Below are 22,817 nucleotides of genomic sequence, written 5' to 3'. Positions count from 1 at the left end.
CGCCCGGCTCCCCGCCCCTCATGTGCGATCCGTCGGTGTTAGTTGATCGCCTTGATCAGTTCGCCGTCGGTGGTGTCACCGCTCAGCTCCCAGAAGAAGGTGCCTCCCAGGCCCTGCTGGTTCTTGTACTGCATCTTCGAGCCGATGGTGGCCGGGGTGTCGTAGCTCCACCAGTTGGTGCCGCAGTGGGCGTAGGCCGTTCCGGCGACGGTGCCCGTCGCCGGGCAGCTGCTCTTGAGGACCTTGTAGTCCTCGATGCCCGCCTCGTACGTGCCCGCTGCCGCACCCGTCGCCGTACCGCCCGGCTCGGACTGGGTGACCCCGGTCCAGCCGCGGCCGTAGAAGCCGATGCCGAGCAGCAGCTTCTCGGACGGGATGCCGAGCCCCTTGAGCTTGGAGATCGCGGCGTCGGTGTTGAAGCCCTCCTGCGGAATGCCGGTGTAGGAGGTCAGCGGGGAGTGCGGAGCCGTCGGGCCCTTCGCGTCCCAGGCGCCGAAGAAGTCGTACGTCATCGGGTTGTACCAGTCGAGGTACTTCGCCGCTCCCGCGTAGTCCACGGCGTCGATCTTGCCGCCGTCCGAGCCGTCGGCGGTGATCGCCGAGGTGACCAGGTTGCCGGTGCCGAACTTGGTGCGCAGCGCGGACAGCAGATTGCCGTAGGCGTCGCGGCCGCTGGTGTCGCAGGTCAGGCCACAGGCGTTGGGGTACTCCCAGTCGATGTCGATGCCGTCGAAGACATCGGCCCAGCGGGGATCCTCGACCAGGTTGTAGCAGGACTCGGCGAACGCGGCCGGGTTCTTGGCCGCCTCTCCGAATCCGCCCGACCAGGTCCAGCCGCCGAAGGACCAGAGGATCTTGAGGTCCGGGTGCAGCTTCTTCAGCTTGCGCAGCTGGTTGAAGTTGCCGCGCAGCTCCTGGTCCCAGGTGTCGGCCACCCCGTCGACCGACTGGTCGGCGGTGTACGCCTTCTCGTAGTCGGCGTAGGAGTCGCCGATGGAGCACTTGCCTCCGGTGACGTTGCCGAAGGCGTAGTTGATGTGCGTGAGCTTGTTCGCGGAACCCGACGTCTCGATGTTCTTGACGTGGTAATTGCGGTCGTAGACACCCCAGTTGGTGAAGTATCCAACCACCTTGTCACCGGCCGCGGTGGGGGCGGCCTCGGAGGCGGCGGGAGCTGCCGCCTGTTGGTGGGGGGCGGGGGCCGCGCCGGCTGATGACGTACCCGCGACGCCGAGCAGAGTGGCGCCGAGGGCGGCCGTACAAGCGGCCGCGGCGAGCGCCCGGAACCGGGCGCGGGGACGGTGCGATGTGAACATCGTGGCTCCTCGTGGGGGAGGGCTTGAGCGTGGGGGGTGCAAGGTCGGGCGCCGCACGGGAGGACCCGCGCACAGGTGGGTTCCGGTGCGCCGCCGAGCTCCGTGCGAGTTGGCATGAACGCGGTAAGGCGTTCGGTGGAACCGTAGAAGGACTAGACCAGTTGGGTCAATGGTTCGTACCAATTTCCATGACCGTCGGTCCTGCGGGCACCTCGTGACGCAAGCGCTCCCATCGGGCATACTCAACCGCCACAGCCGCTGGCCAGCGCCTCTCGTGATCCGAGAAGGCAGGATCGGTTGCGGAGTACCGCTTTTCCCGGGCGCGGCCCGGGAGATCACCCGGCGGCGCCGCGCACACCCCGCGCGCGCGACCGCCGCAACGCCCGACAGGGAGGAGAGCGCCGTCATGTCCGACCGTGCCCCGCAGCTGGTGGAACGCCGTCTGCCCACCGAGGAGTCCCGGCAGCTCGTCGCGCTCGTGCGCGACATCGTGTCGAAGGAGATCGCTCCCCGGGCCGCCGAGGAGGAGGAAGCGGGCACGTTCCCGCGCGAGGTCTTCACCCTGCTCTCCGAGTCCGGGCTGCTCGGACTGCCCTACGACTCCGCGCACGGCGGTGGCGATCAGCCCTACGAGGTCTATCTCCAGGTGCTGGAGGAACTGGCCGCGGCCAGGCTCACGGTCGGCCTCGGCGTCAGCGTCCACTCGCTGGCCTGCCACGCGCTCGCCGGATACGGCACCGAGGAGCAGCGGGCCTCGCACCTCCCCGCCATGCTCTCGGGCGGTCTGCTGGGCGCCTACTGCCTCTCCGAACCCTCCTCGGGCTCCGACGCCGCCTCGCTGCGCACGAAGGCGGTACGGGACGGTGACGACTGGATCATCACCGGCACCAAGGCCTGGATCACGCACGGCGGTATCGCCGACTTCTACACCGTGCTGGCCCGCACCGGCGCCGAGGGCCCGCGCGGCATCACCGCCTTCCTCGTCCCCGGCGATGCCGAGGGTCTGAACGCGGCCGTTCCCGAGAAGAAGATGGGCATGAAGGGCTCGCCCACCGCCCAACTCCACTTCGACGGCGTACGGATCGGCGACGACCGCCGCATCGGCGAGGAGGGGCAGGGCTTCGCCATCGCGCTGTCCGCGCTCGACTCCGGGCGGCTGGGGATCGCCGCCTGTGCCATCGGTGTCGCGCAGGCGGCCCTGGACGAAGCGGTCGGATACGCCACCGGACGCCACCAGTTCGGCCGCCCCATCGCGGACTTCCAGGGGCTGCGCTTCATGATCGCCGACATGGCCACCCAGATCGAGGCGGGCCGCGCGCTCTATCTGGAGGCGGCCCGGCTGCGTGACGCGGGGCAGCCCTTCTCGCGGCAGGCCGCCATGGCGAAGCTGTTCTGCACGGACGCGGCGATGCGGGTGACCATCGACGCGGTGCAGGTGCTCGGCGGCTACGGCTACACCCTCGACTTCCCGGTCGAGCGGCTGATGCGCGAGGCCAAGGTGCTGCAGATCGTCGAAGGGACCAATCAGATCCAGCGCATGGTCATCGCCCGCCACCTCGCGGGTCCCGAGACGCGCTGACCCGGAAGGGCCCCTCCGACCACACGGGTGTGGCCATGATCCGGTTCCACTCCTGGTCATGGCGGCCCGGCAGAGTCCGCCCGGCGCTCTCCCAATGCCGCAGCACGGCCAGGTAGATGGGCGGTTCGGCAGCGGGTGTCATGGAGGACCGCCCGGTCGCCCGGGGCGTGGGCTGCGGGACGGAACGCGGCAGTGACCGGGCGGCGGGGCGGGGTGGTGACGGCTGGGCCACGGGTGCGGTGGGGACACCGGGCTGCGACGCGGATGGCGGGCCCGGTTGCGGCACCGGCTGCGGAACCGATTCTTCGGAAGCCGGGGGTACGAGACGGCGGCGACCGGGGCCGGCTGTTGCCTGCAGCATCGTCATGACGGGCCAACGCCGACCGGCGCCGACGGGTCACTGTCCGGCCGATTCGGGCGCCAGTTCGCCCCTGCCCGGGCCGCGCGACGCGCACGGATGACGCGCACGCATGACGGACGCCGAGGGCTGTCCCGGGCTCACCTGGGAGCGGCGGATTCGCTTGCTGCGGGCACCACGTCGGCCGGTCCGTCGTGGTGCGGCGCAGGAGTGAGGAGCCGTCAGGCCGCGTGTCGCCGCATCGGCGACGCCTGCAACGGGCGCGAGCCGGGCCCACCGGCGTGGGAGAAGGGCTGCATCCGCCAGTCGAGGCCCTGAGGGAGCGTCAACAGCAGTGCCGTCTCCTGCTCCTGGACCTCCAGCGACTCGTCGGCGGCCCGCGCGTCCGAGGCGCCGCGCCCGGTTCCGGCGCACACCGTGAGGACGAACGGGTTCCACGGGGTAGGGCACAGCGCGTGCTCCGGGAGGACGTCCTCGTCGGCCAGGAGCGCGATCGGCTGCGTGCAGTCCGGGCAGATCACTCGGAACATCTCGAACGTGTCGTACGCGTCGGGCGCGCCGTCCTCGTCCGGATCAGCGGGTTCGGGTTCGGTACGTCCGGTGAGCTTCAGGCTCTGCATGGGAATTCCCCCCTCGGGTGGGCCGGCAAGGCGCCACGCCCTCGGCCACAGCAAGCACTTCCCGTCGCGCGCGGGCCGTAACCGCGAGGCCGTTGCCTACCCACCCGTAAACCTGTGGCATTCATCACATGCCGCCCGTAGGTGCCCTTCCTGGGCCCCCACGGGTGTGCCGCGAGGGACCTGGGGCCATAGGTTGATCCGCATGGAGGAGCTGGACCGTCAGATTGTGGAGTTGCTCGTCAAGGACGGGCGGATGAGCTACACCGACCTGGGCAAGGCCACGGGCCTGTCCACCTCGGCCGTTCATCAGCGCGTCCGCCGGCTGGAGCAGCGCGGGGTGATCCGCGGTTACGCCGCGGTCGTCGACCCCGAGGCCGTCGGCCTGCCCCTCACCGCGTTCATCTCGGTGAAGCCGTTCGACCCGAGCGCGCCGGACGACATCGCGGAGCGGCTTGCCGGGGTGCCGGAGCTGGAGGCGTGCCACAGCGTCGCAGGGGACGAGAACTACATCCTCAAGGTGCGTGTGGCGACCCCGCTGGCACTGGAGCACCTGCTCACCCGGATCCGCACGCTGGCCGGTGTGTCCACGCGTACGACCGTCGTGCTGTCCACCCCGTACGAGGCGCGGCCGCCGCACATCTGAGGTCCCGGAGGCCGTGCGGGCGGCCGGAGGGCTGTCCCGTCGACGAGGGGGGTGCGGAGCGGAGGGCTCCGTGCAGGCGCGAGACTGGTCCCATGACCGACAGCACCGCCTCCCAGAGCGCCCCCGAACACCGCACCGTGCTGCTGCGCGGTGGAGACGTCCACAGCCCGGCCGATCCATTCGCCACTGCGATGGTCGTCGAACGCGGGCATGTCGCCTGGGTGGGTTCCGAAGGGGCCGCCGATGCCTTCGCGAGCGGCGTCGACGATGTGGTCGACCTCGAAGGAGCCCTTGTCACCCCGGCCTTCACGGACGCTCATGTGCACACCACGGCGACCGGTCTGGCTCTGACCGGGCTCGACCTCTCCGGTGCCCGCACGCTCGCCGAAGCCCTTGATCTCGTACGTGCGTTCGCAAAGAGTCGCCCCGTCGACCGGGTGCTGCTCGGACACGGCTGGGACGCGGCCCGCTGGCCCGAGCGGCGCCACCCGACGCGCGGTGAACTCGACGCGGCGGCAGACGGCCGGGCCGTCTATCTGCCCCGGATCGATGTGCACTCCGCGGTCGTCACGACCGCCCTGCTGGACCTCGTTCCGGGCGTCACGGCGATGACCGGATATCACCCCGACGAGCCGTTGACCGGCGCCGCCCACCATGCCGTGCGGTCCGCCGCGCACGGCGCGCTCTCGGCGCGGCAGCGCGCGGACGCCCAGCGTGCCGCGCTGAGTCACGCCGCCTCGCTCGGCATCGGCGCCGTCCACGAGTGCGCGGGACCCGACATCTCCGACGAGGAGGACTTCACCGGCCTCCTGAAGCTCGCCGCCGAGCATCCCGGGCCGCGGGTCTTCGGGCTCTGGGCCGAGCCGGTCGCCGACGAGAAGGGCGCGCGCCGCGTCCGGGAGCTCGGCGCGATCGGCGCGGCAGGGGACCTCTTCGTCGACGGTTCCCTCGGCTCGCACACCGCCTGCCTGCACGAGCCCTACGCGGATGCCCCGCACACCGGTACCGCGCACCTGGACGCCGCGCGGATCGCCGCCCATGTCACCGCGTGCACCGAGGCGGGGCTCCAGGCGGGCTTCCACGCCATCGGCGACGCCGCCGTCTCCGCCGTCGTCGACGGTGTGCGGGCCGCTGCCGGGACCCTCGGGCTCGCCCGGATCCGCGCGGCCCGCCACCGTGTCGAACACGCCGAGATGCTCACCCCCGAGACCGTCGCCGCCTTCGCCGAACTGGGCCTCACCGCCTCCGTCCAGCCCGCCTTCGACGCGGCCTGGGGCGGCGCGGACGGCATGTACGCCCAGCGCCTCGGTGCCGAGCGGGCGGCGACCCTCAACCCGTACGCGGCCCTGCTGCGCGCCGGTGTGCCGCTCGCCTTCGGCTCGGACAGCCCGGTCACCCCGCTGGACCCGTGGGGGACGGTGCGGGCCGCCGCCTTCCACCGGACACCCGAGCACCGGATCTCCGTACGGGCCGGTTTCACCGCCCACACCCGTGGCGGCTGGCGGGCCGTCGGCCGCGACGACGCGGGGCTCCTGGTGCCCGGCGCCCCGGCCGACTACGCGATCTGGCGGACCGAGGAACTGCTGGTCCAGGCGCCCGACGACCGGGTCGCCCGCTGGTCGACCGACCCCCGGTCCGGCACCCCCGGCCTGCCCGATCTCACCCCCGGAGCCGAACTCCCCGTCTGCCTGCGCACGGTGGTGTTCGGACAAACTGTCTACGTACGGCCGAACGAGTGACGTGCGGACATTTCGTACCGCCGATCGAAGGCGTACGCATTCTGCCGCGACCTGCGGATCTCCGGCACTGACCAGGCAATTTGGGCAAAAGCCGCAGGTCGAGCGACTGTTGACAGAACGCGCCCACGGGCCGGTAGGTTCGGCCGAGTCCACCACAGGACGTCCGACCGGTTAAACCTCCACGCAGTCGTCGAACGCCGCTGGGTCATGGGGTGGTGTGCCGCACCGGCGCACCACCACTGACAGCCAGGTTCAGCGTCCGCGCCTCGGGGGCGAGGGAAGGTTTCAGCCGGACGGAGGGTGTGACCCGGGTGGGGCCCGGACGTTCAGTAGACAACGGCTTTCGGTCGACCCGCAGCCAGCGGGCCCCAGGTCGGCCCGAAGGGCGCCGGGCCCCGATCCGCAGTGATGTCCGCGGCTCCGGCCGTCAGTTCTGTCCCTGGTTCCACGGGTCTGCCCCGACCTGCGTGGTGCGGCTGTGCGACCGCGTCGGAGTCCGGCCGCGATGCGCTCGATATGGTGTGCGTCTGCGTACGGACTTTAAGGGGCAGCAGTGAACGACGGCGGTCAGAGGCAGTACGGCCCGCTCGGCAAGGTCTTGGTGATCATTCCGACCTACAACGAGGTCGAGAACATCAAGCCGATCGTCGACCGCGTGCGCGCCGCCGTGCCGGAGGCCGACATCCTGGTCGCCGACGACAACAGCCCCGACGGCACGGGCAAGGCCGCCGATGAGATCGCGGCCCAGGACGACAAGGTCCATGTCCTGCACCGCAAGGGCAAGGAAGGACTCGGCGCGGCCTATCTGGCGGGCTTCGACTGGGGCTCCGAGCACGGCTACGGCGTTCTGGTCGAGATGGACGCGGACGGCTCCCACCAGCCCGAGGAACTGCCCAGGCTGCTCACCGCGCTCAAGGGCGCGGACCTGGTCCTCGGCTCCCGCTGGGTTCCGGGCGGCCGGGTGGTCAACTGGCCCAAGAGCCGCGAAATGATCTCCCGGGGCGGCAGCCTGTACTCCCGCCTCGCCCTCGGCCTCTCGGTCCGGGACGTCACCGGCGGCTACCGCGCCTTCCGCACCGAGACCCTCAAGGGCCTCGGTCTCGACGAGGTCGCCTCGCAGGGCTACTGCTTCCAGGTGGACCTCGCCCGCCGCGCCGTCGAAGCGGGCTACCACGTGGTCGAGGTGCCGATCACTTTCGTGGACCGCGAGGTCGGCGACTCGAAGATGAGCCGGGACATCCTCGTCGAGGCGCTGTGGCGGGTCACCGGCTGGGGCATCACGACCCGGACCAACAAGGTCCTGGGCCGCAAGCACTCCTGAGGCTCCCGGCTGCCTCGGGGGTCTCAGCTGCCTCGGGGGCCCCGGCCGCCCGAGGGTCCGCCGCCGTCGCGTCATGATCACCCCCTTACGCCACTTGCACGCCCTTACGGGCACACTGGGGGCATGACGACCGGCACACCGCCCCCGACCCGTCCGAAGCGCTCACGCGCCCGCACCTTCCTGCCGCTCGGCATCGCCGCCTGGCTGGTGCTGGAGATCTGGCTGCTGACCGTGGTGGCCGGCGCGGCGGGCGGGCTCACCGTCCTGCTGCTCCTGGTGGCCGGCGGCGTCCTCGGAGCCGTGGTCATCAAACGGGCCGGGCGGCGCGCCTTCCGTAATCTCACCGAGACTCTTCAGCAGATGCCGGGGCAGCCCGGCGCCCCCGCCACCCCGCCCACCGCTCCTGCGGGCACCAAGGGCAACGGCTTCCTGATGCTGGGCGGCCTGCTGCTGATGATCCCCGGCATGATCTCGGACGTGGCGGGGCTGCTCCTGCTGGTGCCGCCGGTCCGCACGATGATCGGCCGGTACGCGGAGCGTTCCCTGGAGCGCCGGATCCGGGCCGCGTCGCCCGACAGCCTCTCGGGCGCCTTCCAGCAGGCCCGTATGCACCGGCCGGACGGAAAGGTCGTCCAGGGCGAGGTCATCCGCGAGGACGGCACACAGGCGCCCTCACGCCCCGATGACGACGCCCGGGGCCCGCGCCCGCCCCTGAACCCCTGACGGCCGCAACCGGGCCGGGAGCGCCCCGTCCGGGCCCCGCCCGACGGGGCGCTCCGCCGCCCGAGCCGCAGGTCGGAGCGTGCACCGCGACCGCGACCGGGAAGCCGCGGGTCCGGGAGGAGCGCACAGCAGGGAGCCGCGGGCGCGCACAGCGAAGAGCCGCGGGCCCGTGACACAGAATTCTGTGTCACGGGCCCGCGGCTCTTCTATGCGGTGTTACGCGGTCAGGCAGATTTCCTGCTGTCCCGCGGGTGCACGGCAATGTTCATGGCTCCGGAGCGCAGAACCGCCAGCCTCTCGGCCAGCACCTCCTCCAGCTCCTCGCGGGTGCGCCGCTCCATGAGCATGTCCCAGTGCGTACGCGCAGGCTTGCCCTTCTTCTCCTCGGGGCCATCCCCGTCCACCAGGAGTGCCTGGGCGCCGCACGCCTTGCACTCCCACTCCGGCGGAATTTCCGCCTCTACCGAGAACGGCATCTCAAATCGATGTCCGTTCTGGCATGCGTACTCCACCGCCTGGCGCGGGGCCAGATCGATGCCGCGGTCCGTCTCGTAGCTGGTAACCACGAGTCGCGTGCCGCGGAGAGCTCGCTCACTCATGAATCGTGCCTCCCGGGCTTGTCGCCCACAGGACAGAAGTCGCTGTCGTCGTCATCCGGTCAACGTCCGGTCGGCGGTAAAGATTCCCGTTGCCGGTCATGCGTCGCCCGTCGTGCCGCTGCTTTTTCAGGGTTGAGTACCCACCAATGCCCGGTTTGTCACATCTGGTGGAAGGTGTCACCCAACGGTTCTGTTGCTTCCACTCGCAGTAACGGTCCTCCGGGCAGGCCAAAGGCGTACACTACCGGCCTTTCACTGCAACGTCTAAATCCGGTCCGGAACCGGGTTGCCCGCGGCCGCCACGGCCTGCCGTACCGGGACCCTCGCGAGCAGTACGGAACCGAGTACGAAGAAGAGGACCAGCGAGATGATCGCCTCCCGGTAACTGCCGGTCAGCTGGTACGCCACACCGAAGACCAGCGGCCCCAGCCAGCTCAGGCCGCGGTCGCTCATCTCGTACGCGGAGAAGTACTCGGCCTCCTTCCCGCGCGGCACCAGGTGCGAGAAGAGCGAACGGGACAGTGCCTGACTTCCGCCCAGCACCAGCCCGATCGCCGCCGCCAGGGCGTAGAAGAAGGCGGGCGCGTCGGCGGGCAGGAAGTAGGCGGCGACCAGGATCAGCGTCCAGATCACCAGTGAGGCCAAAATCGTGTGCTTCGCGCCGTACACCCGGGCGAGCCGCCCCATCCCCAGGGCACCCGCCACCGCGAGCACCTGCACCAGCAGCACCGCCGTGATCAGCGTCGTCTGATCGAGGCCCAGCTCCTCGGAGCCGTACACCGATGCCTGTGAGATCACCGTCTGCACCCCGTCGTTGTAGACGAGGTACGCGAGCAGGAAGGACAGCGTGAGGGGGTGGCGGCGCATGTCGCGCAGGGTGGCCATCAGCTGGCGCCAGCCCGAGCCGACCGCCCCCTCGCCGTCCGGTGCCACCCGGCGGTCGCGCAGCCGGCGCAGCGGTATGAGGGTGAAGGCGCCCCACCACACACCCGCCGAGGCGAGACAGACGCGCACCGCGTCGGACTCCGAGAGCCCGAACGAGTCGTGGCCCGTGTAGAGGACCAGATTCAGCATCAGGACCAGCGCGCCCGAGGTGTACCCGAAGGCCCAGCCGCGGGAGGAGACCGCGTCCCGCTCCTCCGGCTCGGCGATCTGCGGGAGATAGGAGTTGTAGAGCACCATCGACACGGAGATCGACGCGTTGGCGACGATCAGCAGGAAGGCGCCCAGCAGATAGCGGTGGCCGTCCAGGAAGAACATTCCGGTCGTCGCCGCCGCGCCGACATAGGCGGCCGCCGCGAGCAGCGGCTTCTTGCGGCCCGAACGGTCCGCGGCGGCGCCCACGATCGGCATCAGCACCACGGCCACCACGACGGACGCCGAGACGGCGTACGCGAACAGCGATCCGGCCCGCACGGGTATGCCCAGCGGGTGGACGAACCCGTCCGGGTCGGCCGCGGCCTTGGCTATCGACGTCAGATAGGGGCCGAGGAAGACGGTGAGCACGCTGGTGGAGTAGACGGAGCAGGCGAAGTCGTAGAAGTACCAGCCGCGTTGCTCCCGCAGGCGGGCGGCCGCCGCTCCGGTGTCCGGCGGCAGCTCCGCCGGACCGGCCGTCCCTGTGGTTCCCGTGCTCAACCCGCGCCCCCTCGGTCGTCCCCGTGCCTACGTGGACGGACCGGCGTCATGCCCAGGCCCCCCGCTCACTCAGCACCGTTCGCAGCGTCTCGATGTGATCGGTCATGATGCCATCCACTCCGAGGTCCAGGAGCGCTGTCATCCGTTCCGGTTCGTTCACCGTCCAGACATGGACCTGGAGTCCGCGCGCATGCGCCGTACGGACGAAACTCCGGTCGACGACCCGGATGCCGTTCTGGCTCTCGGGGACCTGCGCGCACACGGCACCCGCGCGCAGCGCCGCCGGAATGCCGTACGAGCGAAGCCGCAGGCCCAGGACGCCGCGCACCCCGTACGACGTGGCCAGGCGCCCACCGGCCGCGCGCTGCGCCCTGGCCACCCTCGCCTCCGAGAACGAGCCGACGCACACCCGGTCCCAGGCATCGGCGCGGCGGATCAGGGCGAGGAGCGGCGCGAGCGCGGACTCCGTCTTCAGGTCGACGTTCCAGCGGGCCCCGGGGAACTCCTCCAGCAGCTCCTCGAAGAGCGCCAGCGGTTCACTGCCCGCCACCCTGGCCCGCCGCACCTGACTCCACGGCAGTTCGGATATCCGTCCCCGGCCGTCCGTCACCCGGTCCAGCGTGGCGTCGTGGAAGGCGACCAGCCGGCCGTCGGCCGTGGTGTGCACATCGGTCTCGAAGTAGCGGTAGCCCGCCGCGGCCGCCCGGCGGAACGCGGCCGCGGTGTTCTCCACCCCGTCCGCCGCCCCGCCGCGATGGGCGAACGGAATCGTCGTGGGGTGGTCCAGATAGGGGTGGCGTCCAGAGTTCACTGCGGCAGTATGGCCCGCTCCGGTGTCGGGGCGGCAACGGCCCCGGGGTCCTCGGCGGGCGACGGGACGGCGAAGACGCGAAGGAAGACCTGGGCGAGCGGGCCGATCGCCAGCGCGTACAGGACCGTGCCGACGCCGAGCGAGCCGCCGAGCAGGAAGCCGGTGACCACGACGGCCACCTCGATCGCCGTGCGGACCAGCCGGATGGACCGTCCGGTGACCCGGTTCAGGCCGGTCATCAGTCCGTCGCGCGGGCCGGGGCCGAACCGGGCCGTGATGTAGAGCCCCGTCGCCACCCCGTTGAACAGGACACCGGCGAGCATCAGCGGGACACGCGCCCCGAGCCCGTGCGCCTCCGGCAGCAGGGCGAGGGTGCCGTCCATGGCCAGGCCGACCACGAAGACGTTGGACACGGTGCCGAGCCCGGGGCGCTGCCGGAGCGGGATCCACAGCAGCAGCACGACTGCGCCGACGATGATCGAGACGACGCCGATGGAGATGCCGGTCAGTTCGGTGAGGCCCTGGTGCAGCACGCCCCACGGCTCCAGGCCGAGTCCGGCCCGTACGAGGGCCGCCGCACTCGCGCCGTACAGCGCCAGGCCGACGTACAGCTGGACCAGCCGCCGGGTGAGATGGGTGCCGCTCCGGGCGGTTGTCCTGAACACGTGGTGCCCCCTGCTGTGGTGGTAGTGGACTGCTGCGTGTCACTCTGTGGCAGGGGATTGGCTGCCAACTATGGCCAATCCGAGGAAGGTGGACTGATTTCGATGGTGCAGTGGACTTCGACGGTCGGTGCGGCGCAGCTCGCCCGGCAGCTCCAGGCCCAGCAGCCCCGGCCCGCCGGACCGGGCAGCCGCAAGCCGCCCGCCTACCGCGCCCTCGCCGACGGGGTGCGGCTGCTCGTCCTCGAAGGCCGGGTCCCGGTCGCCGCCCGGCTCCCCGCCGAACGGGAGCTGGCGCTGGCCCTGGCCGTCAGCCGGACGACCGTCGCCGCCGCCTACGAGGCGCTGCGGGCCGAAGGATTCCTGGAGTCCCGGCGCGGCGCGGGCAGCTGGACGGCGGTCCCGGCGGGCAACCCGCTGCCCGCCCGCGGGCTCGAACCGCTGCCCCCGGAGTCGCTCGGCTCGATGATCGACCTGGGCTGCGCCTCGCTGCCCGCCCCCGAACCATGGCTGACCCGGGCCGTTCAGGGGGCGCTGGAGGAACTGCCGCCGTACGCGCACACGCACGGCGACTACCCGGCCGGTCTGCCCGCGCTGCGGCAGCTGATCGCCGACCGCTACACCGAACGCGGCATCCCGACGATGCCGGAACAGATCATGGTCACCACCGGCGCGATGGGCGCCATCGACGCGATCTGCCATCTCTTCGCCCCACGCGGTGAGCGCATCGCCGTGGAGTCGCCCAGTTACGCCAACATCCTCCAGCTGATGCGGGAGGCGGGCGCCCGGCTGGTACCGGTCGCGATGGAGGAGGGGCTCCGCGGCTGGGACATGAACCGCTGGCGGCAGGTGCTGCGCGACTCCGCACCCCGGCTCGCCTATGTCGTCGCCGACTTCCACAACCCCACCGGTGCCCTGGCCGACGAACAGCAGCGCAGGGCCCTGGTCGACGCGGCCCGCTCCGCCGGAACGGTCCTGGTCGTCGACGAGACCATGAGCGAGCTGCGCCTGGACGCCGATGTCGCCATGCCGCGCCGGGTCTGCGCGTTCGATCCCGCGGGCAGCACGGTCCTGACCGTCGGTTCGGCCAGCAAGGCGTTCTGGGCCGGCATGCGGATCGGCTGGGTGCGGGCCGCCCCGGATGTGATCCGCAGCCTGGTGGCCGCCCGCGCCTACGCCGACATGGGCACACCCGTTCTGGAGCAGCTCGCCATCAACTGGCTGATGCGTACCGGAGGCTGGGAGCAGGCGGTGGAGGTCCGGCGCGGCCAGGCACGGGAGAACCGGGACGCCCTGGTCACGGCGCTGCGCCGGGAGCTGCCCGACTGGGAGTTCGAGGTGCCGGGCGGCGGGCTGACCCTGTGGGTGCGGACGGGCGGCCTCTCCGGCTCCCGGCTGGCCGTGGCGGGCGAGCGGGTGGGCGTGCGGGTGCCGTCCGGTCCCCGGTTCGGCGTCGACGGGGCGTTCGAGGGTTACGTACGGCTGCCGTTCACCGTGGGGGGCCCGGTGGCGGACGAGGCGGCCGTCCGGCTCGCGGCCGCCGCGGAGCTGGTGCGGTCGGGGGCGGGCGCCGGGGTCGAGGCGCCGCGGAGCTTCGTGGCCTGAGAGCCGCGTACCTCGCGGGACGGCGGGCGGACGGCAGGTCACCGGACCCGCCGCCCGCCCGCCGTCGTGTGCGCGGTCCGTCCGCCCGCCGTCGTGTGCGCGGAGGGACTCACCCCTCGGCCACCGCCGGCTGGGGCTTGCCCTGCGGCTCCGAGGGCCTGGCGTCCATCGGTACGGCCTCGATCGGCACCGTCGCCATGGGTTCGGCCTCCGCCCGGATCACTTCGGCCGTGACCGTTTCCTCCGGCATCGACCGCGGCATCGACAGGGACATCGGCGGAGACACCGGCAGGGGTTCCGCGACATGCTCCCCGTCCGTCTCCCGGCCGGGAACGTCCGTGTCCAGGGGGCCCAGGGGGTCCTGGGGGTCCTGGGGGTGCCGGGCCGGCAGCAGATCGAGCACCGCCTGCCGGTGCGTGGCGCTCGTGGCGTCGTCGTACGGGTCGGGTGTGGCCGGGACCTGGAGCCGCAGCACCGGTCCCGCGCCGAGCCGGGCGTACCCCCGGCCGGCCGGGACCTCCGCGGTCGGGGTGGTGTGCGGCTGGGTACCGAGGACGGACTCGATCTGCTCGCGCGAGGCCGGGCCGAGGACGGCACGGGCCCGGGTGTGGGTCCGTACGGTCTCGCTGAGGGTGTCCAGGCTGTCGAACTGGTCGGTCATCACCACGGTGACCCCTGCCGCCCGGCCGTGCCGCAGCGGAACCTGGAGCAGCTCCTGCGGATCGGGCCTGCCGTCGGCCGCCGCGAGGTGTCCGAGGGCGCTCGGCCGGTCCAGCAGGACCCAGAGCGGGCGCGTGATGTCGTCGGGAGCGGGGTGCCCGGCCTGCCGTGCGCGGTTGGCGGCGATCAGGCGGCGTTCCGTCTCGTGCGCGGCCCACTCCAGGGCCGCCAGCGCTCCGGTCAGCCCGCACTCCACGGCGAGGACTCCGGCCCGGCCGGTCAGAGCGCCGTACTCTCCGGCTCCGCTGCCCTCGACGACGAGGATGTCGCCGTGCTGGAGGGCCTGGAGGGCGATGGAGCGGAGCAGGGTCGTGGTGCCGCTGCCGGGCTGCCCGACGACCAGCAGATGGGGTTCCGTGCAACGGGCGCCGGTCCGCCAGACGACGGGGGAGGCGTCGCGGGTCTCGTCGCCGTCCCGCACGGGAACGGTGCGCGGGACCGCGCCCGCGTCGGTGAAGCCGAGGACGGTCTCGCCCGGGGCGGTGACGAAGCGCTGGGCCGCGATCGAGGTGGGCAGCGGGTCGAGCACCGTCATCACGAGCTGGTTGGCCTCCTCGTCCCAGGCGAAGTGGTACTCGCGGCCGCGGCCCGACTTGGCGTGCAGCAGCTGCTCGATCCGGGTCCGGGAGGCGGCCTCGCCGTCGGTGAAGTACGCCGGGTAGGACACCTGGAGACGGGTGGGACGGCCGTCGTCGTCGAACGCGAAACCGCCGAAGACCTTCTCCCAGTCGCCGCCGTGGGAGAACAGCGGACTGGGGTCGTCGGCCACGGAGAAGTACGGCACGAGCGCCTCGTAGAGGGACCGCAGCCGCCCGGTCTCGGCGTCGTCGGGGCCGGTCTTCACGGGCGTGCGTTCCCGTCCCTTCCAGGCGGCAGCGCCCATCACCGAGACCAGGGCCAGCACGGGCCCGTGCGGGATGAGCGCCACCACGAGCACGCAGGCCGCGGCGAGGAAAAGCTTGGGACCGCGCCGCTCCTTGGGTGTCGCGATCCATTTCTGCCGTCCTGCCACGGCCAGCAGCCGCAGACCACGAGTGACCGTGATCAGCGGATGGAGTACGTCGGTGGCGCTGTCGGCGGCCGTACGCGCGATCTCCCGACTGCGAGTGATCGAAGCGCTGCCGCTGCTCAGAATGCGGGGGAGTGGTCGCCGGGCCACGTCTGTCTCCTGAAGGTGGAAGCGGTTGCGGAGCGTCAGAACTTGATCCCGCCCAGCAGGCCGGCGAGGCTCGCCCCGCCCGCAGTGATGCTCGGTGCGATGGCGGTGCCGGCCAGATAGAAGCCGAACAGGGCGCAGATGAGGGCGTGCGACGCCTTGAGCCCGTCCTTCTTGAAGAACAGGAAGACGATGATGCCGAGCAGGACGACGCCCGAGATGGAAAGGATCATGAGTGTTCTCCTGGTTGAGGGGACAGTCACCATGAGTCCTTCCAGGCTCACAGGAAGTATCTATACGATAAAGGGGTCATTCAGGTGAAAAAGATGCATTTTCACCTGACTGGTCGAAGGAAGTCGGGTGTTCGGCCGGAGCATTTCGGCGTCCCCGCCGGGCAGGAGTCACTCGCGGTGATCCGTTGCCGCATCCGGGCCGGGTCATGTCGGCCCCGGAGCAGTACCCTGTCGATTCACTCGTACGGCCCCGTGCCGTACTCCCCACCAGGTCAGCGGCAGCAGTAACGGTGATGAAAGGCGGTCCGTCCGATGAGCGAAACCCCCGATCCCGAGGTGGTCGAGCTGGCGACCAAGGTCTTCGACCTGGCCCGCCGCGGTGAGGCGGACGCGCTCGCCGCGTACGTCGACGCCGGCGTACCCGCGAATCTCACCAACGACCGGGGCGACTCGCTCCTGATGCTCGCCGCCTACCACGGGCACGCCCCGGCGGTCACCGCCCTCGTCGCCCGCGGCGCCGACCCGGACCGGGCCAACGACCGGGGCCAGACCCCACTGGCCGGAGCCGTCTTCAAGGGCGAGAACAGCGTGATCGACGCACTCCTCGCCGCGGGCGCCGACCCCGCCGCCGGAACGCCGTCCGCGCTGGACACGGCGCACATGTTCGGCAAGACCGACCTGCTGGAACGCTTCGGTGCCCGCTGAGGCGCCCGCGGGCACGGTGTGCGGCATGCCCGCCGGTATGTCCGCTGACCGGTCCGTCGTAAATGTGGTCGCGGTGGCGAAATGGCTGGGTCATCATGACGTCGCGGGTCCGCTCAGGACCACCGACGAGAGGCAGAGGAAGATGGTCTACACCAGGCAGAAGACGGCGGTCGGCCGATCATGTTGCTGCGCGGCATAGTGCCCACGGGCACGTGGAACGGCACAGTCCCGGTTGCGTCGACAGCTTGATGTGAGGCATTTTCCATGTTCGATCCGTTCATAGCGCCGAGCGGTACCCTGCTCGGCCTGTTGCAGAGGGGCCGCGGCGACGGCACCCTCCACGCGCTCGCCGCGCCGCGCCCCGAGGCCCTCGCGGCTCTCAACCACTGCGTTCTGAGCGACCCGCGGCACGACTGGCAGGTCGAGAACCGCTCCCTCTACTACGCGCGCCTGTACCTCGATCTCGACGGCGGCATCGAAGAGATCGAGCAGCACCTGCGCGATCCCGACGACCACGTCGACACCGACGACTCACGCACGGGCCTGGCCCTCGCGGTCCTCGGACACCTCGCCTCGTACGGGCGCGACGACGCGCTCGCCCTGCTGCGGCGGTACGCGGCCACCGGCGCCAACTGGGCCTGGGCACTGGACGAGCTGGCCCTGCGCGACGACGACGCCGGACTGCGCTCCCTCGCCGTGCCCGTGCTCGGCCGCTTCCCGGCCACCCCGGAGGGCGCCGCCGAACTGGCCGTCGCCGTACGGGACGCCTACGAACCGCGCCCCTGGCGGCTGTGGGCCGACGATGCGCGCGAAGCGGTCGGCGCCCGGGTCAGAGCCGCCACCGAACAGGGCTCGTTCGACCGGTGGCAGCGTCAGATGCGCGCCGGCGGCCCCCGCCCCGGCTGGAGCGTCCAGGCCGTCTTCGACTGGGCCCAGCAGGCACTGGAACGCGGCAGCGAACTCCACGTCCCCGCCGCCCGCTGCCTCGCCGCGGTCGCCGGTCCCGACGACCGGCCGATGATCGTCGAGGCCGCCCGCAGCGGCCCCGAAGGCGCCCGCTGCGCCGCACTGCACTACCTCGTGGAGGCCCGGGACCCGGCCGTGCTCGACCTGGTCGAGGCCGCCGCCGCCGACCCCTCGCGCACCGTCGCCGAAGCGGCCGTCGCCGCCTTCGAGCGGATGCCCGGCGAAGCCGCCGTGGACCGGGCCCGGCGCTGGGCGCACCGGCCCGACGCGCTCGGCGCCTCCGCCGCCGGACTCCTCGCCTGCCGGGGAACGGCCCAGGACGCCCCTCTCGTGCTCGGCGCCCTGCGCGAAGCCGTACGCGGCGACGGGCCCGACGCCCGGCGGCTGTGGACCCTCGTCGACGGCACCGGCCGCCTGGGCATCGCCTGCGCCGCCCCCGTACTGCGCCACGTCTACCGCGAGACGTCCTCCTCGCACCTGCGGGGCCGGGCGGCACGGGCGCTGGCCGCCACCGACCCGTCCTTCGCCACCGGATTCGCGGTGGAGTGCCTGTGGGACTGCGAGGAGACCACGCGCGAGGTCGCCGCGCTCCATGCGGAGACCGGGGACATCCGGGTCGCCGAACGCCTGCGCCGGCTGGCCGCGGACCCTGCCGAGGAGGCCGAGGTGCAGACCGCCGTACGCAGCCGGATCGGTCCCGACGCACCGGCCGTCTGACGCGCGGACCCGGGGCCGGGCGTACCCGGGGCCGGGGACCTGGGCCGGTACATCGGCGGGTTTCGGCACGTGTCGGGATCCGCGCGCCGCAAGCGCCCCGGCCGTTGTCGTACCCCCGATCTACGCTCTCGGTTCATGGATACCGAAGACTGGTGGGACATCGTCGAGCGGGCGCGCGGGGCGGCCGGTGACCGGGCGGACGACCGCGACCCGCCCGACGACCCGCTGCCCGACCGCCTGACCGAGGTGCTCGCCGCACGGCGGCCGACGGAGATCGTCGACTTCTCCGTGAAGGCGATCGAGGTCGCCGCCGCCGCGTACCGGTGGCCGCTGTGGAAAGCGGCCTATCTGATCGAGGGCGGCTGCGGGGACGACGGGTTCAGGGATTTCCGCGACGGGCTGATCCTGCTCGGACGGGAGACGTTCACCCGCGCCGTGGCCGATCCCGACTCCCTGGCCGAGCTGCCCGTGGTGGTCCGGATGAGCGGCGGGAGCGGCTGGATCGGCTACGAGTCGCTGAGCGGGCCGACAGCGGAGGCGTACCGCGGGATCACGGGCGAGACCGAGTCCCTCGACACGGCGGTGGAGGCGGCCCTCGCGGGAAGGACGGACCCCGTACAGCCGTCCGGAGACGACTGGGACGCCGAGGACGACGACGAGATGCGGCGCCGCCTCCCCCGGCTCGCGGCACTCTTCCTGAGCTGAGCCGAGTGCGCCTGCCCGGACCGGTGGCGCCTGAGCGCGGGGACGGACACGGGCGGGCGCGCGACGGGTGGTGCGCCGGAGGGCGGGCTGCGCCACGCCCCGCGCAGTCCCGTCCCCGCGCGCTCCGGCGCCCGGAGCCACAATGGCGAGATGACCGGACGCTGGGAGTTCTGGATCGACCGGGGCGGCACCTTCACCGACGTGGTGGGCCGCCACCCCGACGGCCACCTGATCACCCGCAAGCTCCTCTCGCACGACCCCGGGCGCTACCGCGACGCCGCCGTCGCCGGGATCCGGCTGCTCCTCGGCCTCGGCCCCGCGGACCCGGTGCCCGCCGACCGGATCGCGGCCGTGAAGATGGGTACCACCGTGGCGACCAACGCCCTGCTGGAACGGCGCGGCGAACCCACCGTCCTCCTCATCACCCGGGGCTTCCGGGACGCGCTGAGGATCGCGTACCAGAACCGCCCCCACCTCTTCGACCGGCACATCGTCCTTCCCGAGGCCGTCCACGACCGGGTGATCGAGGTCCCGGAGCGGATCGACGCCCACGGCCGGACCGTGAAACCCCTCGATCCCGCCCCGGTGGCCGAACAGCTGAGAGCCGCGTACGACGACGGCATCCGCAGCGCGGCCGTCGTCCTCATGCACGGCTACCGGTACCCCGCCCACGAACAGGCCGTCGCCGCCGCCGCACGCGCAGCGGGCTTCACCCAGGTCAGCAGTTCCCACGAGGTCAGCCCGCTGATCCGTCTCGTACCGCGCGGCGACACCACGGTCGTGGACGCCTACCTCTCGCCGATCCTGCGCCGGTACGTCGACGAGGTCGCCGCCGAACTGGGCGGCATCCGGCTGATGTTCATGCAGTCCAACGGCGGCCTGCGGGCGGCCGCCCACTTCCGCGGCAAGGACGCCGTGCTCTCCGGCCCGGCAGGCGGCGTCGTGGGCATGGCCCGTACGTCGCAGCAGGCCGGATACGACCGGGTCATCGGCTTCGACATGGGCGGCACGTCCACCGATGTGTCGCACTACGCGGGCGAGTTCGAGCGGGAACTCGGGACCCAGGTGGCCGGGGTACGGATGCGCGCGCCCATGATGCGCATCCACACGGTCGCGGCGGGCGGCGGTTCCCTCCTGCACTTCGACGGCCGCCGCTACCGCGTCGGGCCCGACTCGGCGGGCGCCGTGCCCGGCCCGGCCTGCTACCGGCGCGGCGGACCGCTCACCGTCACGGACGCCAATGTGATGCTCGGCCGGGTCCAGCCCGCGTACTTTCCGGCCGTGTTCGGCCCGGACGGGGACCTGCCCCTCGACGCGGCCCTGGTACGTGAGCGCTTCGAGGACCTGGCCGCCGAGGTGGCCACGGCCACCGGGAACCGGCCCACCGCCGCGGAGGTCGCCGAGGGCTTCCTGGAGATCGCCGTGCTCAATATGGCGACCGCCGTCAAGAAGATCTCCGTACAGCGCGGCCACGACATCACTCGTTACGCCCTCACCGGCTTCGGCGGGGCGGGCGGCCAGCACGTCTGCGCGGTCGCCGACGCCCTCGGTATCGACACCGTCCTCGTACCACCGCTCGCCGGGGTGCTCTCCGCGTACGGGATCGGCCTCGCCGACGCCACCTCGATGCGTGAACAGTCCGTCGAGGCCGAACTGGACGAGGCGGTCCGGGAACGGGTGGCCCGGCTCTGTGCCGAACTGGCAGGCCGTGCCCGTGCCGACCTCCGGGGCGACGGGGTGCCCGACTCCGCCATCGGCACCGGGGCCCGAGCGCTGTTGCGGTACGCGGGTACGGACGCGGCGCTGCCGGTCGCCCTGGACACCGTCTCCGCCATGACCGAGGAGTTCACCTCCGTCCACCGGGCCCGCTTCGGGTTCACGATGGACAAACCGCTCGTCGTCGAGGCGGTCTCGGTGGAGGCGACCGGCACGGCCGGGCCGCACACCCCGCACCGGCCCGACGCCACCGCACGCGAGGGCGCGCTGCGACCGAGGGACACCGTAAGGATGTTCGCCGACGGCCGATGGCGGCGGACCCCGCTCCACCGTCGGGAGGACCTGCGCCCCGGGGACACCGTGACCGGCCCCGCCGTCGTCGCCGAGGACGACGCCACCACGGTCGTCGATCCCGGCTGGCAGGCCGAGGCCGGCCCGACCGGGCATCTGGTGCTGACGCGGGCCCGCCCCCGCCCCGAACGCACCGCCGTCGGTACCAGGGTGGACCCGGTGATGCTGGAGGTGTTCAACAACCTCTTCATGTCGATCGCCGAGCAGATGGGCGTACGCCTGGAGAACACCGCCCACTCCGTCAACATCAAGGAACGGCTGGACTTCTCCTGCGCCCTCTTCGACGCGGACGGCAACCTCATCGCCAACGCGCCGCACATTCCGGTGCACCTCGGATCGATGGGGGAGTCCATCAGGGAAGTGCTGCGGCGCAACGAGGGCACCCTGCGCCCCGGCGACGTGTACGCCATCAACGACCCGTACCACGGAGGCACACATCTGCCCGATGTGACGGTCGTGACGCCTGTGTTCGACCTCGACGGAAGCAGCGGAGCGCACGGAGGAGAGGAAAGGGACGGAGGGGGCGGAGGGGACGGGGGAGAGGAAAGGGACGGACGGGGCGGCGAAGAGGCCGGGGGAGCGACGGGCACCCTGCGCTTCCTGGTGGCCTCGCGCGGACACCACGCCGAGATCGGCGGCATCACCCCCGGCTCCATGCCCGCCTTCAGCCGCACGATCCACGAGGAGGGCGTGCTGTTCGACAACTGGCTCCTGGTGCGCGACGGCCGGCTGCGCGAGACCGAGACCCGGGACCTCCTCACCTCCGCCGCGTACCCCTCCCGCGACCCGGACACCAACCTCGCCGACCTGCGCGCCCAGATCGCCGCCAACGAGAAGGGCATCGCCGAACTGCGCCGCATGGTGGACCAGTTCGGGCCGGAGGTCGTCGACGCCTACATGGGCCATGTCCAGGACAACGCCGAGGAATCCGTACGCCGCATCATCGCGGGACTGGACGACGGCGCCTGCCGCTACGAGACCGACAACGGTGCCGTGATCGACGTGACGCTGACCGTGGACCGGGCCACCCGCGGCGCCGTGATCGACTTCACCGGCACCTCCGCCCAGCAACCGGGCAACTTCAACGCCCCCAGATCCGTCGTCATGGCCGCCGTCCTGTACGTCTTCCGGACCCTGGTCTCCGAGGACATCCCGCTCAACAGCGGCTGCCTCAAACCCCTGGACGTAAGGATTCCGGACGGCTCGATGCTGTCACCCGTCCACCCGGCGGCGACCGTCGCGGGCAACGTGGAGACGTCCCAGGCCGTCACCGGAGCCCTCTACGCGGCCCTGGGAGGCCAGGCCGAGGGGTCCGGCACGATGAACAACCTCTCCTTCGGCAACGACCGTGTCCAGTACTACGAGACGGTCGCCAGCGGGTCCGGAGCGGGGGACGGCTTCGACGGCACCGACGCCGTACAGACCCATATGACGAACTCCCGGCTCACCGACCCCGAGATTCTGGAGTGGCGCCTGCCCGTCCTGCTGGAGAGCTTCCGCGTGCGCGAAGGCAGCGGAGGGGCGGGCCGGTGGCACGGCGGCCGGGGCGTGGAGCGCAGGATCCGCTTCCTCGAACCGGTCACGGTGGCCCTGCTCTCCAGCCACCGCCGAGTCCCCCCGTACGGCATGGCGGGCGGCGGACCCGGAGCCCTGGGAAGCCAGCACATCGAGCGCGCCGACGGTGTCACCGTCACGGAACTGAAGGGCTGTGACACCGCGGACCTGGACGCCGGTGACATCCTGGTCGTCCGTACACCGGGAGGCGGCGGATACGGACCCCGCGACGAGTGACGCGGCGGTTGCCACCGCGGAGTACCGGGACCGGTGGGAGCGGAAGCCTCCGGTACGGTCCCGGGGGCCGGTGAGGGCGCCGCGCCCGGTACGGTTCGCACCGGGCGAACGGAGCCGCTCCCGGCTTCCGTAACACCCGGGCC

General features: G+C 71.9%; 18 protein-coding genes. 10 read left to right on the top strand and 8 right to left on the bottom strand.

Features of this window, described 5'->3' with window-relative positions:
* Window positions 1–38: 38 nt before the first annotated feature.
* Window positions 39–1,316, bottom strand: coding sequence for a glycoside hydrolase family 18 protein (locus A6A29_RS23235; RefSeq protein ID WP_073722527.1), 1,278 nt, complete (start codon window positions 1,314–1,316; stop codon window positions 39–41).
* 406 nt (window positions 1,317–1,722) lie between these two features.
* Between A6A29_RS23235 and A6A29_RS23230 the strand changes: the two genes are divergently transcribed.
* Window positions 1,723–2,895 (top strand): acyl-CoA dehydrogenase family protein, encoded by a 1,173-nt coding sequence (locus tag A6A29_RS23230; RefSeq protein WP_073722526.1) that lies wholly within the window; start codon window positions 1,723–1,725, stop codon window positions 2,893–2,895.
* A gap of 579 nt (window positions 2,896–3,474) precedes the next feature.
* On the opposite strand, the gene A6A29_RS23220 is transcribed toward A6A29_RS23230, so the two are convergent.
* A complete protein-coding gene (locus tag A6A29_RS23220) occupies window positions 3,475–3,873 on the bottom strand; it encodes a hypothetical protein (protein WP_073722524.1) in 399 nt (132 codons plus the stop codon).
* A 202-nt stretch (window positions 3,874–4,075) separates the two neighbouring features.
* On the opposite strand from A6A29_RS23220, the gene A6A29_RS23215 reads away from it, so the two are divergent.
* From A6A29_RS23215 to fxsA, 4 genes are all read left to right on the top strand, one after another.
* The gene (locus A6A29_RS23215; protein WP_073722523.1) at window positions 4,076–4,516 is read left to right on the top strand and encodes an Lrp/AsnC family transcriptional regulator; all 441 of its coding nucleotides are present in this window, start codon (window positions 4,076–4,078) and stop codon (window positions 4,514–4,516) included.
* Window positions 4,517–4,608: 92 nt separating this feature from the next.
* Window positions 4,609–6,255: an amidohydrolase gene (locus A6A29_RS23210; protein ID WP_073722522.1), complete on the top strand. Its 1,647-nt coding sequence runs from the start codon at window positions 4,609–4,611 to the stop codon at window positions 6,253–6,255.
* Window positions 6,256–6,808: 553 nt separating this feature from the next.
* A complete protein-coding gene (locus tag A6A29_RS23205) occupies window positions 6,809–7,576 on the top strand; it encodes a polyprenol monophosphomannose synthase (protein ID WP_073722521.1) in 768 nt (255 codons plus the stop codon).
* Between the two features lie 123 nt (window positions 7,577–7,699).
* Window positions 7,700–8,299 carry an FxsA family membrane protein gene (gene fxsA / locus A6A29_RS23200; RefSeq protein ID WP_073722520.1) on the top strand — a complete coding sequence of 200 codons (600 nt, stop codon included), beginning with the start codon at window positions 7,700–7,702 and terminating at the stop codon, window positions 8,297–8,299.
* Between the two features lie 224 nt (window positions 8,300–8,523).
* Here the strand turns inward: fxsA and A6A29_RS23195 are convergent, their stop codons facing one another.
* From A6A29_RS23195 to yczE, 4 genes are all read right to left on the bottom strand, one after another.
* The gene (locus tag A6A29_RS23195; protein WP_003959706.1) at window positions 8,524–8,898 is read right to left on the bottom strand and encodes an RNA polymerase-binding protein RbpA; all 375 of its coding nucleotides are present in this window, start codon (window positions 8,896–8,898) and stop codon (window positions 8,524–8,526) included.
* A 264-nt stretch (window positions 8,899–9,162) separates the two neighbouring features.
* Entirely contained in the window at window positions 9,163–10,536 is a 1,374-nt protein-coding gene (locus A6A29_RS23190) for an MFS transporter (RefSeq protein ID WP_073722519.1), read from the bottom strand.
* 46 nt (window positions 10,537–10,582) lie between these two features.
* A complete protein-coding gene (locus A6A29_RS23185; RefSeq protein WP_073722518.1) occupies window positions 10,583–11,347 on the bottom strand; it encodes a glycerophosphodiester phosphodiesterase family protein in 765 nt (254 codons plus the stop codon).
* A complete protein-coding gene (gene yczE, locus A6A29_RS23180; RefSeq protein WP_073722517.1) occupies window positions 11,344–12,012 on the bottom strand; it encodes a membrane protein YczE in 669 nt (222 codons plus the stop codon). The genes A6A29_RS23185 and yczE overlap by 4 nt, the downstream gene beginning before the upstream one ends.
* Window positions 12,013–12,114: 102 nt before the next feature.
* Between yczE and A6A29_RS23175 the strand changes: the two genes are divergently transcribed.
* Entirely contained in the window at window positions 12,115–13,614 is a 1,500-nt protein-coding gene (locus A6A29_RS23175; RefSeq protein ID WP_073722516.1) for an SCO1417 family MocR-like transcription factor, read from the top strand.
* Between the two features lie 109 nt (window positions 13,615–13,723).
* Here the strand turns inward: A6A29_RS23175 and A6A29_RS23170 are convergent, their stop codons facing one another.
* Both A6A29_RS23170 and A6A29_RS23165 read right to left on the bottom strand, forming a co-directional pair.
* The gene (locus A6A29_RS23170; RefSeq protein ID WP_073722515.1) at window positions 13,724–15,493 is read right to left on the bottom strand and encodes a hypothetical protein; all 1,770 of its coding nucleotides are present in this window, start codon (window positions 15,491–15,493) and stop codon (window positions 13,724–13,726) included.
* 35 nt (window positions 15,494–15,528) lie between these two features.
* Window positions 15,529–15,723: a hypothetical protein gene (locus tag A6A29_RS23165; RefSeq protein ID WP_073722514.1), complete on the bottom strand. Its 195-nt coding sequence runs from the start codon at window positions 15,721–15,723 to the stop codon at window positions 15,529–15,531.
* Between the two features lie 312 nt (window positions 15,724–16,035).
* Here A6A29_RS23165 and A6A29_RS23160 point away from each other — a divergent pair, with 312 nt between their 5' ends.
* From A6A29_RS23160 to A6A29_RS23140, 4 genes are all read left to right on the top strand, one after another.
* Window positions 16,036–16,428, top strand: a complete 393-nt coding sequence (locus A6A29_RS23160) for an ankyrin repeat domain-containing protein (RefSeq protein ID WP_073722513.1) — start codon at window positions 16,036–16,038, stop codon at window positions 16,426–16,428.
* A gap of 264 nt (window positions 16,429–16,692) precedes the next feature.
* A complete protein-coding gene (locus A6A29_RS23150; protein WP_073722511.1) occupies window positions 16,693–18,111 on the top strand; it encodes a hypothetical protein in 1,419 nt (472 codons plus the stop codon).
* Window positions 18,112–18,246: 135 nt separating this feature from the next.
* Window positions 18,247–18,816 (top strand): DUF4240 domain-containing protein, encoded by a 570-nt coding sequence (locus A6A29_RS23145; protein WP_073722510.1) that lies wholly within the window; start codon window positions 18,247–18,249, stop codon window positions 18,814–18,816.
* A 150-nt stretch (window positions 18,817–18,966) separates the two neighbouring features.
* Entirely contained in the window at window positions 18,967–22,674 is a 3,708-nt protein-coding gene (locus A6A29_RS23140; protein ID WP_073722509.1) for a hydantoinase B/oxoprolinase family protein, read from the top strand.
* The last annotated feature ends 143 nt before the right edge of the window (window positions 22,675–22,817 follow it).

It is taken from the genome of Streptomyces sp. TSRI0281 (assembly GCF_001905125.1).
In the GTDB taxonomy this organism is placed as follows: domain Bacteria; phylum Actinomycetota; class Actinomycetes; order Streptomycetales; family Streptomycetaceae; genus Streptomyces.
This window is presented reverse-complemented; position numbering and strand designations above follow the sequence as displayed.

Bases quoted from the DNA above. Each gene is read 5' to 3' on its own strand.
- A6A29_RS23175 (WP_073722516.1), top strand. From the start codon at position 12,115: ATGGTGCAGTGGACTTCGACGGTCGGTGCGGCGCAGCTCGCCCGGCAG.
- A6A29_RS23145 (WP_073722510.1), top strand. From the start codon at position 18,247: ATGGATACCGAAGACTGGTGGGACATCGTCGAGCGGGCGCGCGGGGCG.
- A6A29_RS23150 (WP_073722511.1), top strand. From the start codon at position 16,693: ATGTTCGATCCGTTCATAGCGCCGAGCGGTACCCTGCTCGGCCTGTTG.
- A6A29_RS23210 (WP_073722522.1), top strand. From the start codon at position 4,609: ATGACCGACAGCACCGCCTCCCAGAGCGCCCCCGAACACCGCACCGTG.
- A6A29_RS23215 (WP_073722523.1), top strand. From the start codon at position 4,076: ATGGAGGAGCTGGACCGTCAGATTGTGGAGTTGCTCGTCAAGGACGGG.
- A6A29_RS23230 (WP_073722526.1), top strand. From the start codon at position 1,723: ATGTCCGACCGTGCCCCGCAGCTGGTGGAACGCCGTCTGCCCACCGAG.
- A6A29_RS23195 (WP_003959706.1), bottom strand. From the start codon at position 8,898: ATGAGTGAGCGAGCTCTCCGCGGCACGCGACTCGTGGTTACCAGCTAC.
- A6A29_RS23235 (WP_073722527.1), bottom strand. From the start codon at position 1,316: ATGTTCACATCGCACCGTCCCCGCGCCCGGTTCCGGGCGCTCGCCGCG.
- A6A29_RS23160 (WP_073722513.1), top strand. From the start codon at position 16,036: ATGAGCGAAACCCCCGATCCCGAGGTGGTCGAGCTGGCGACCAAGGTC.
- A6A29_RS23165 (WP_073722514.1), bottom strand. From the start codon at position 15,723: ATGATCCTTTCCATCTCGGGCGTCGTCCTGCTCGGCATCATCGTCTTC.
- A6A29_RS23220 (WP_073722524.1), bottom strand. From the start codon at position 3,873: ATGCAGAGCCTGAAGCTCACCGGACGTACCGAACCCGAACCCGCTGAT.
- A6A29_RS23140 (WP_073722509.1), top strand. From the start codon at position 18,967: ATGACCGGACGCTGGGAGTTCTGGATCGACCGGGGCGGCACCTTCACC.
- fxsA (WP_073722520.1), top strand. From the start codon at position 7,700: ATGACGACCGGCACACCGCCCCCGACCCGTCCGAAGCGCTCACGCGCC.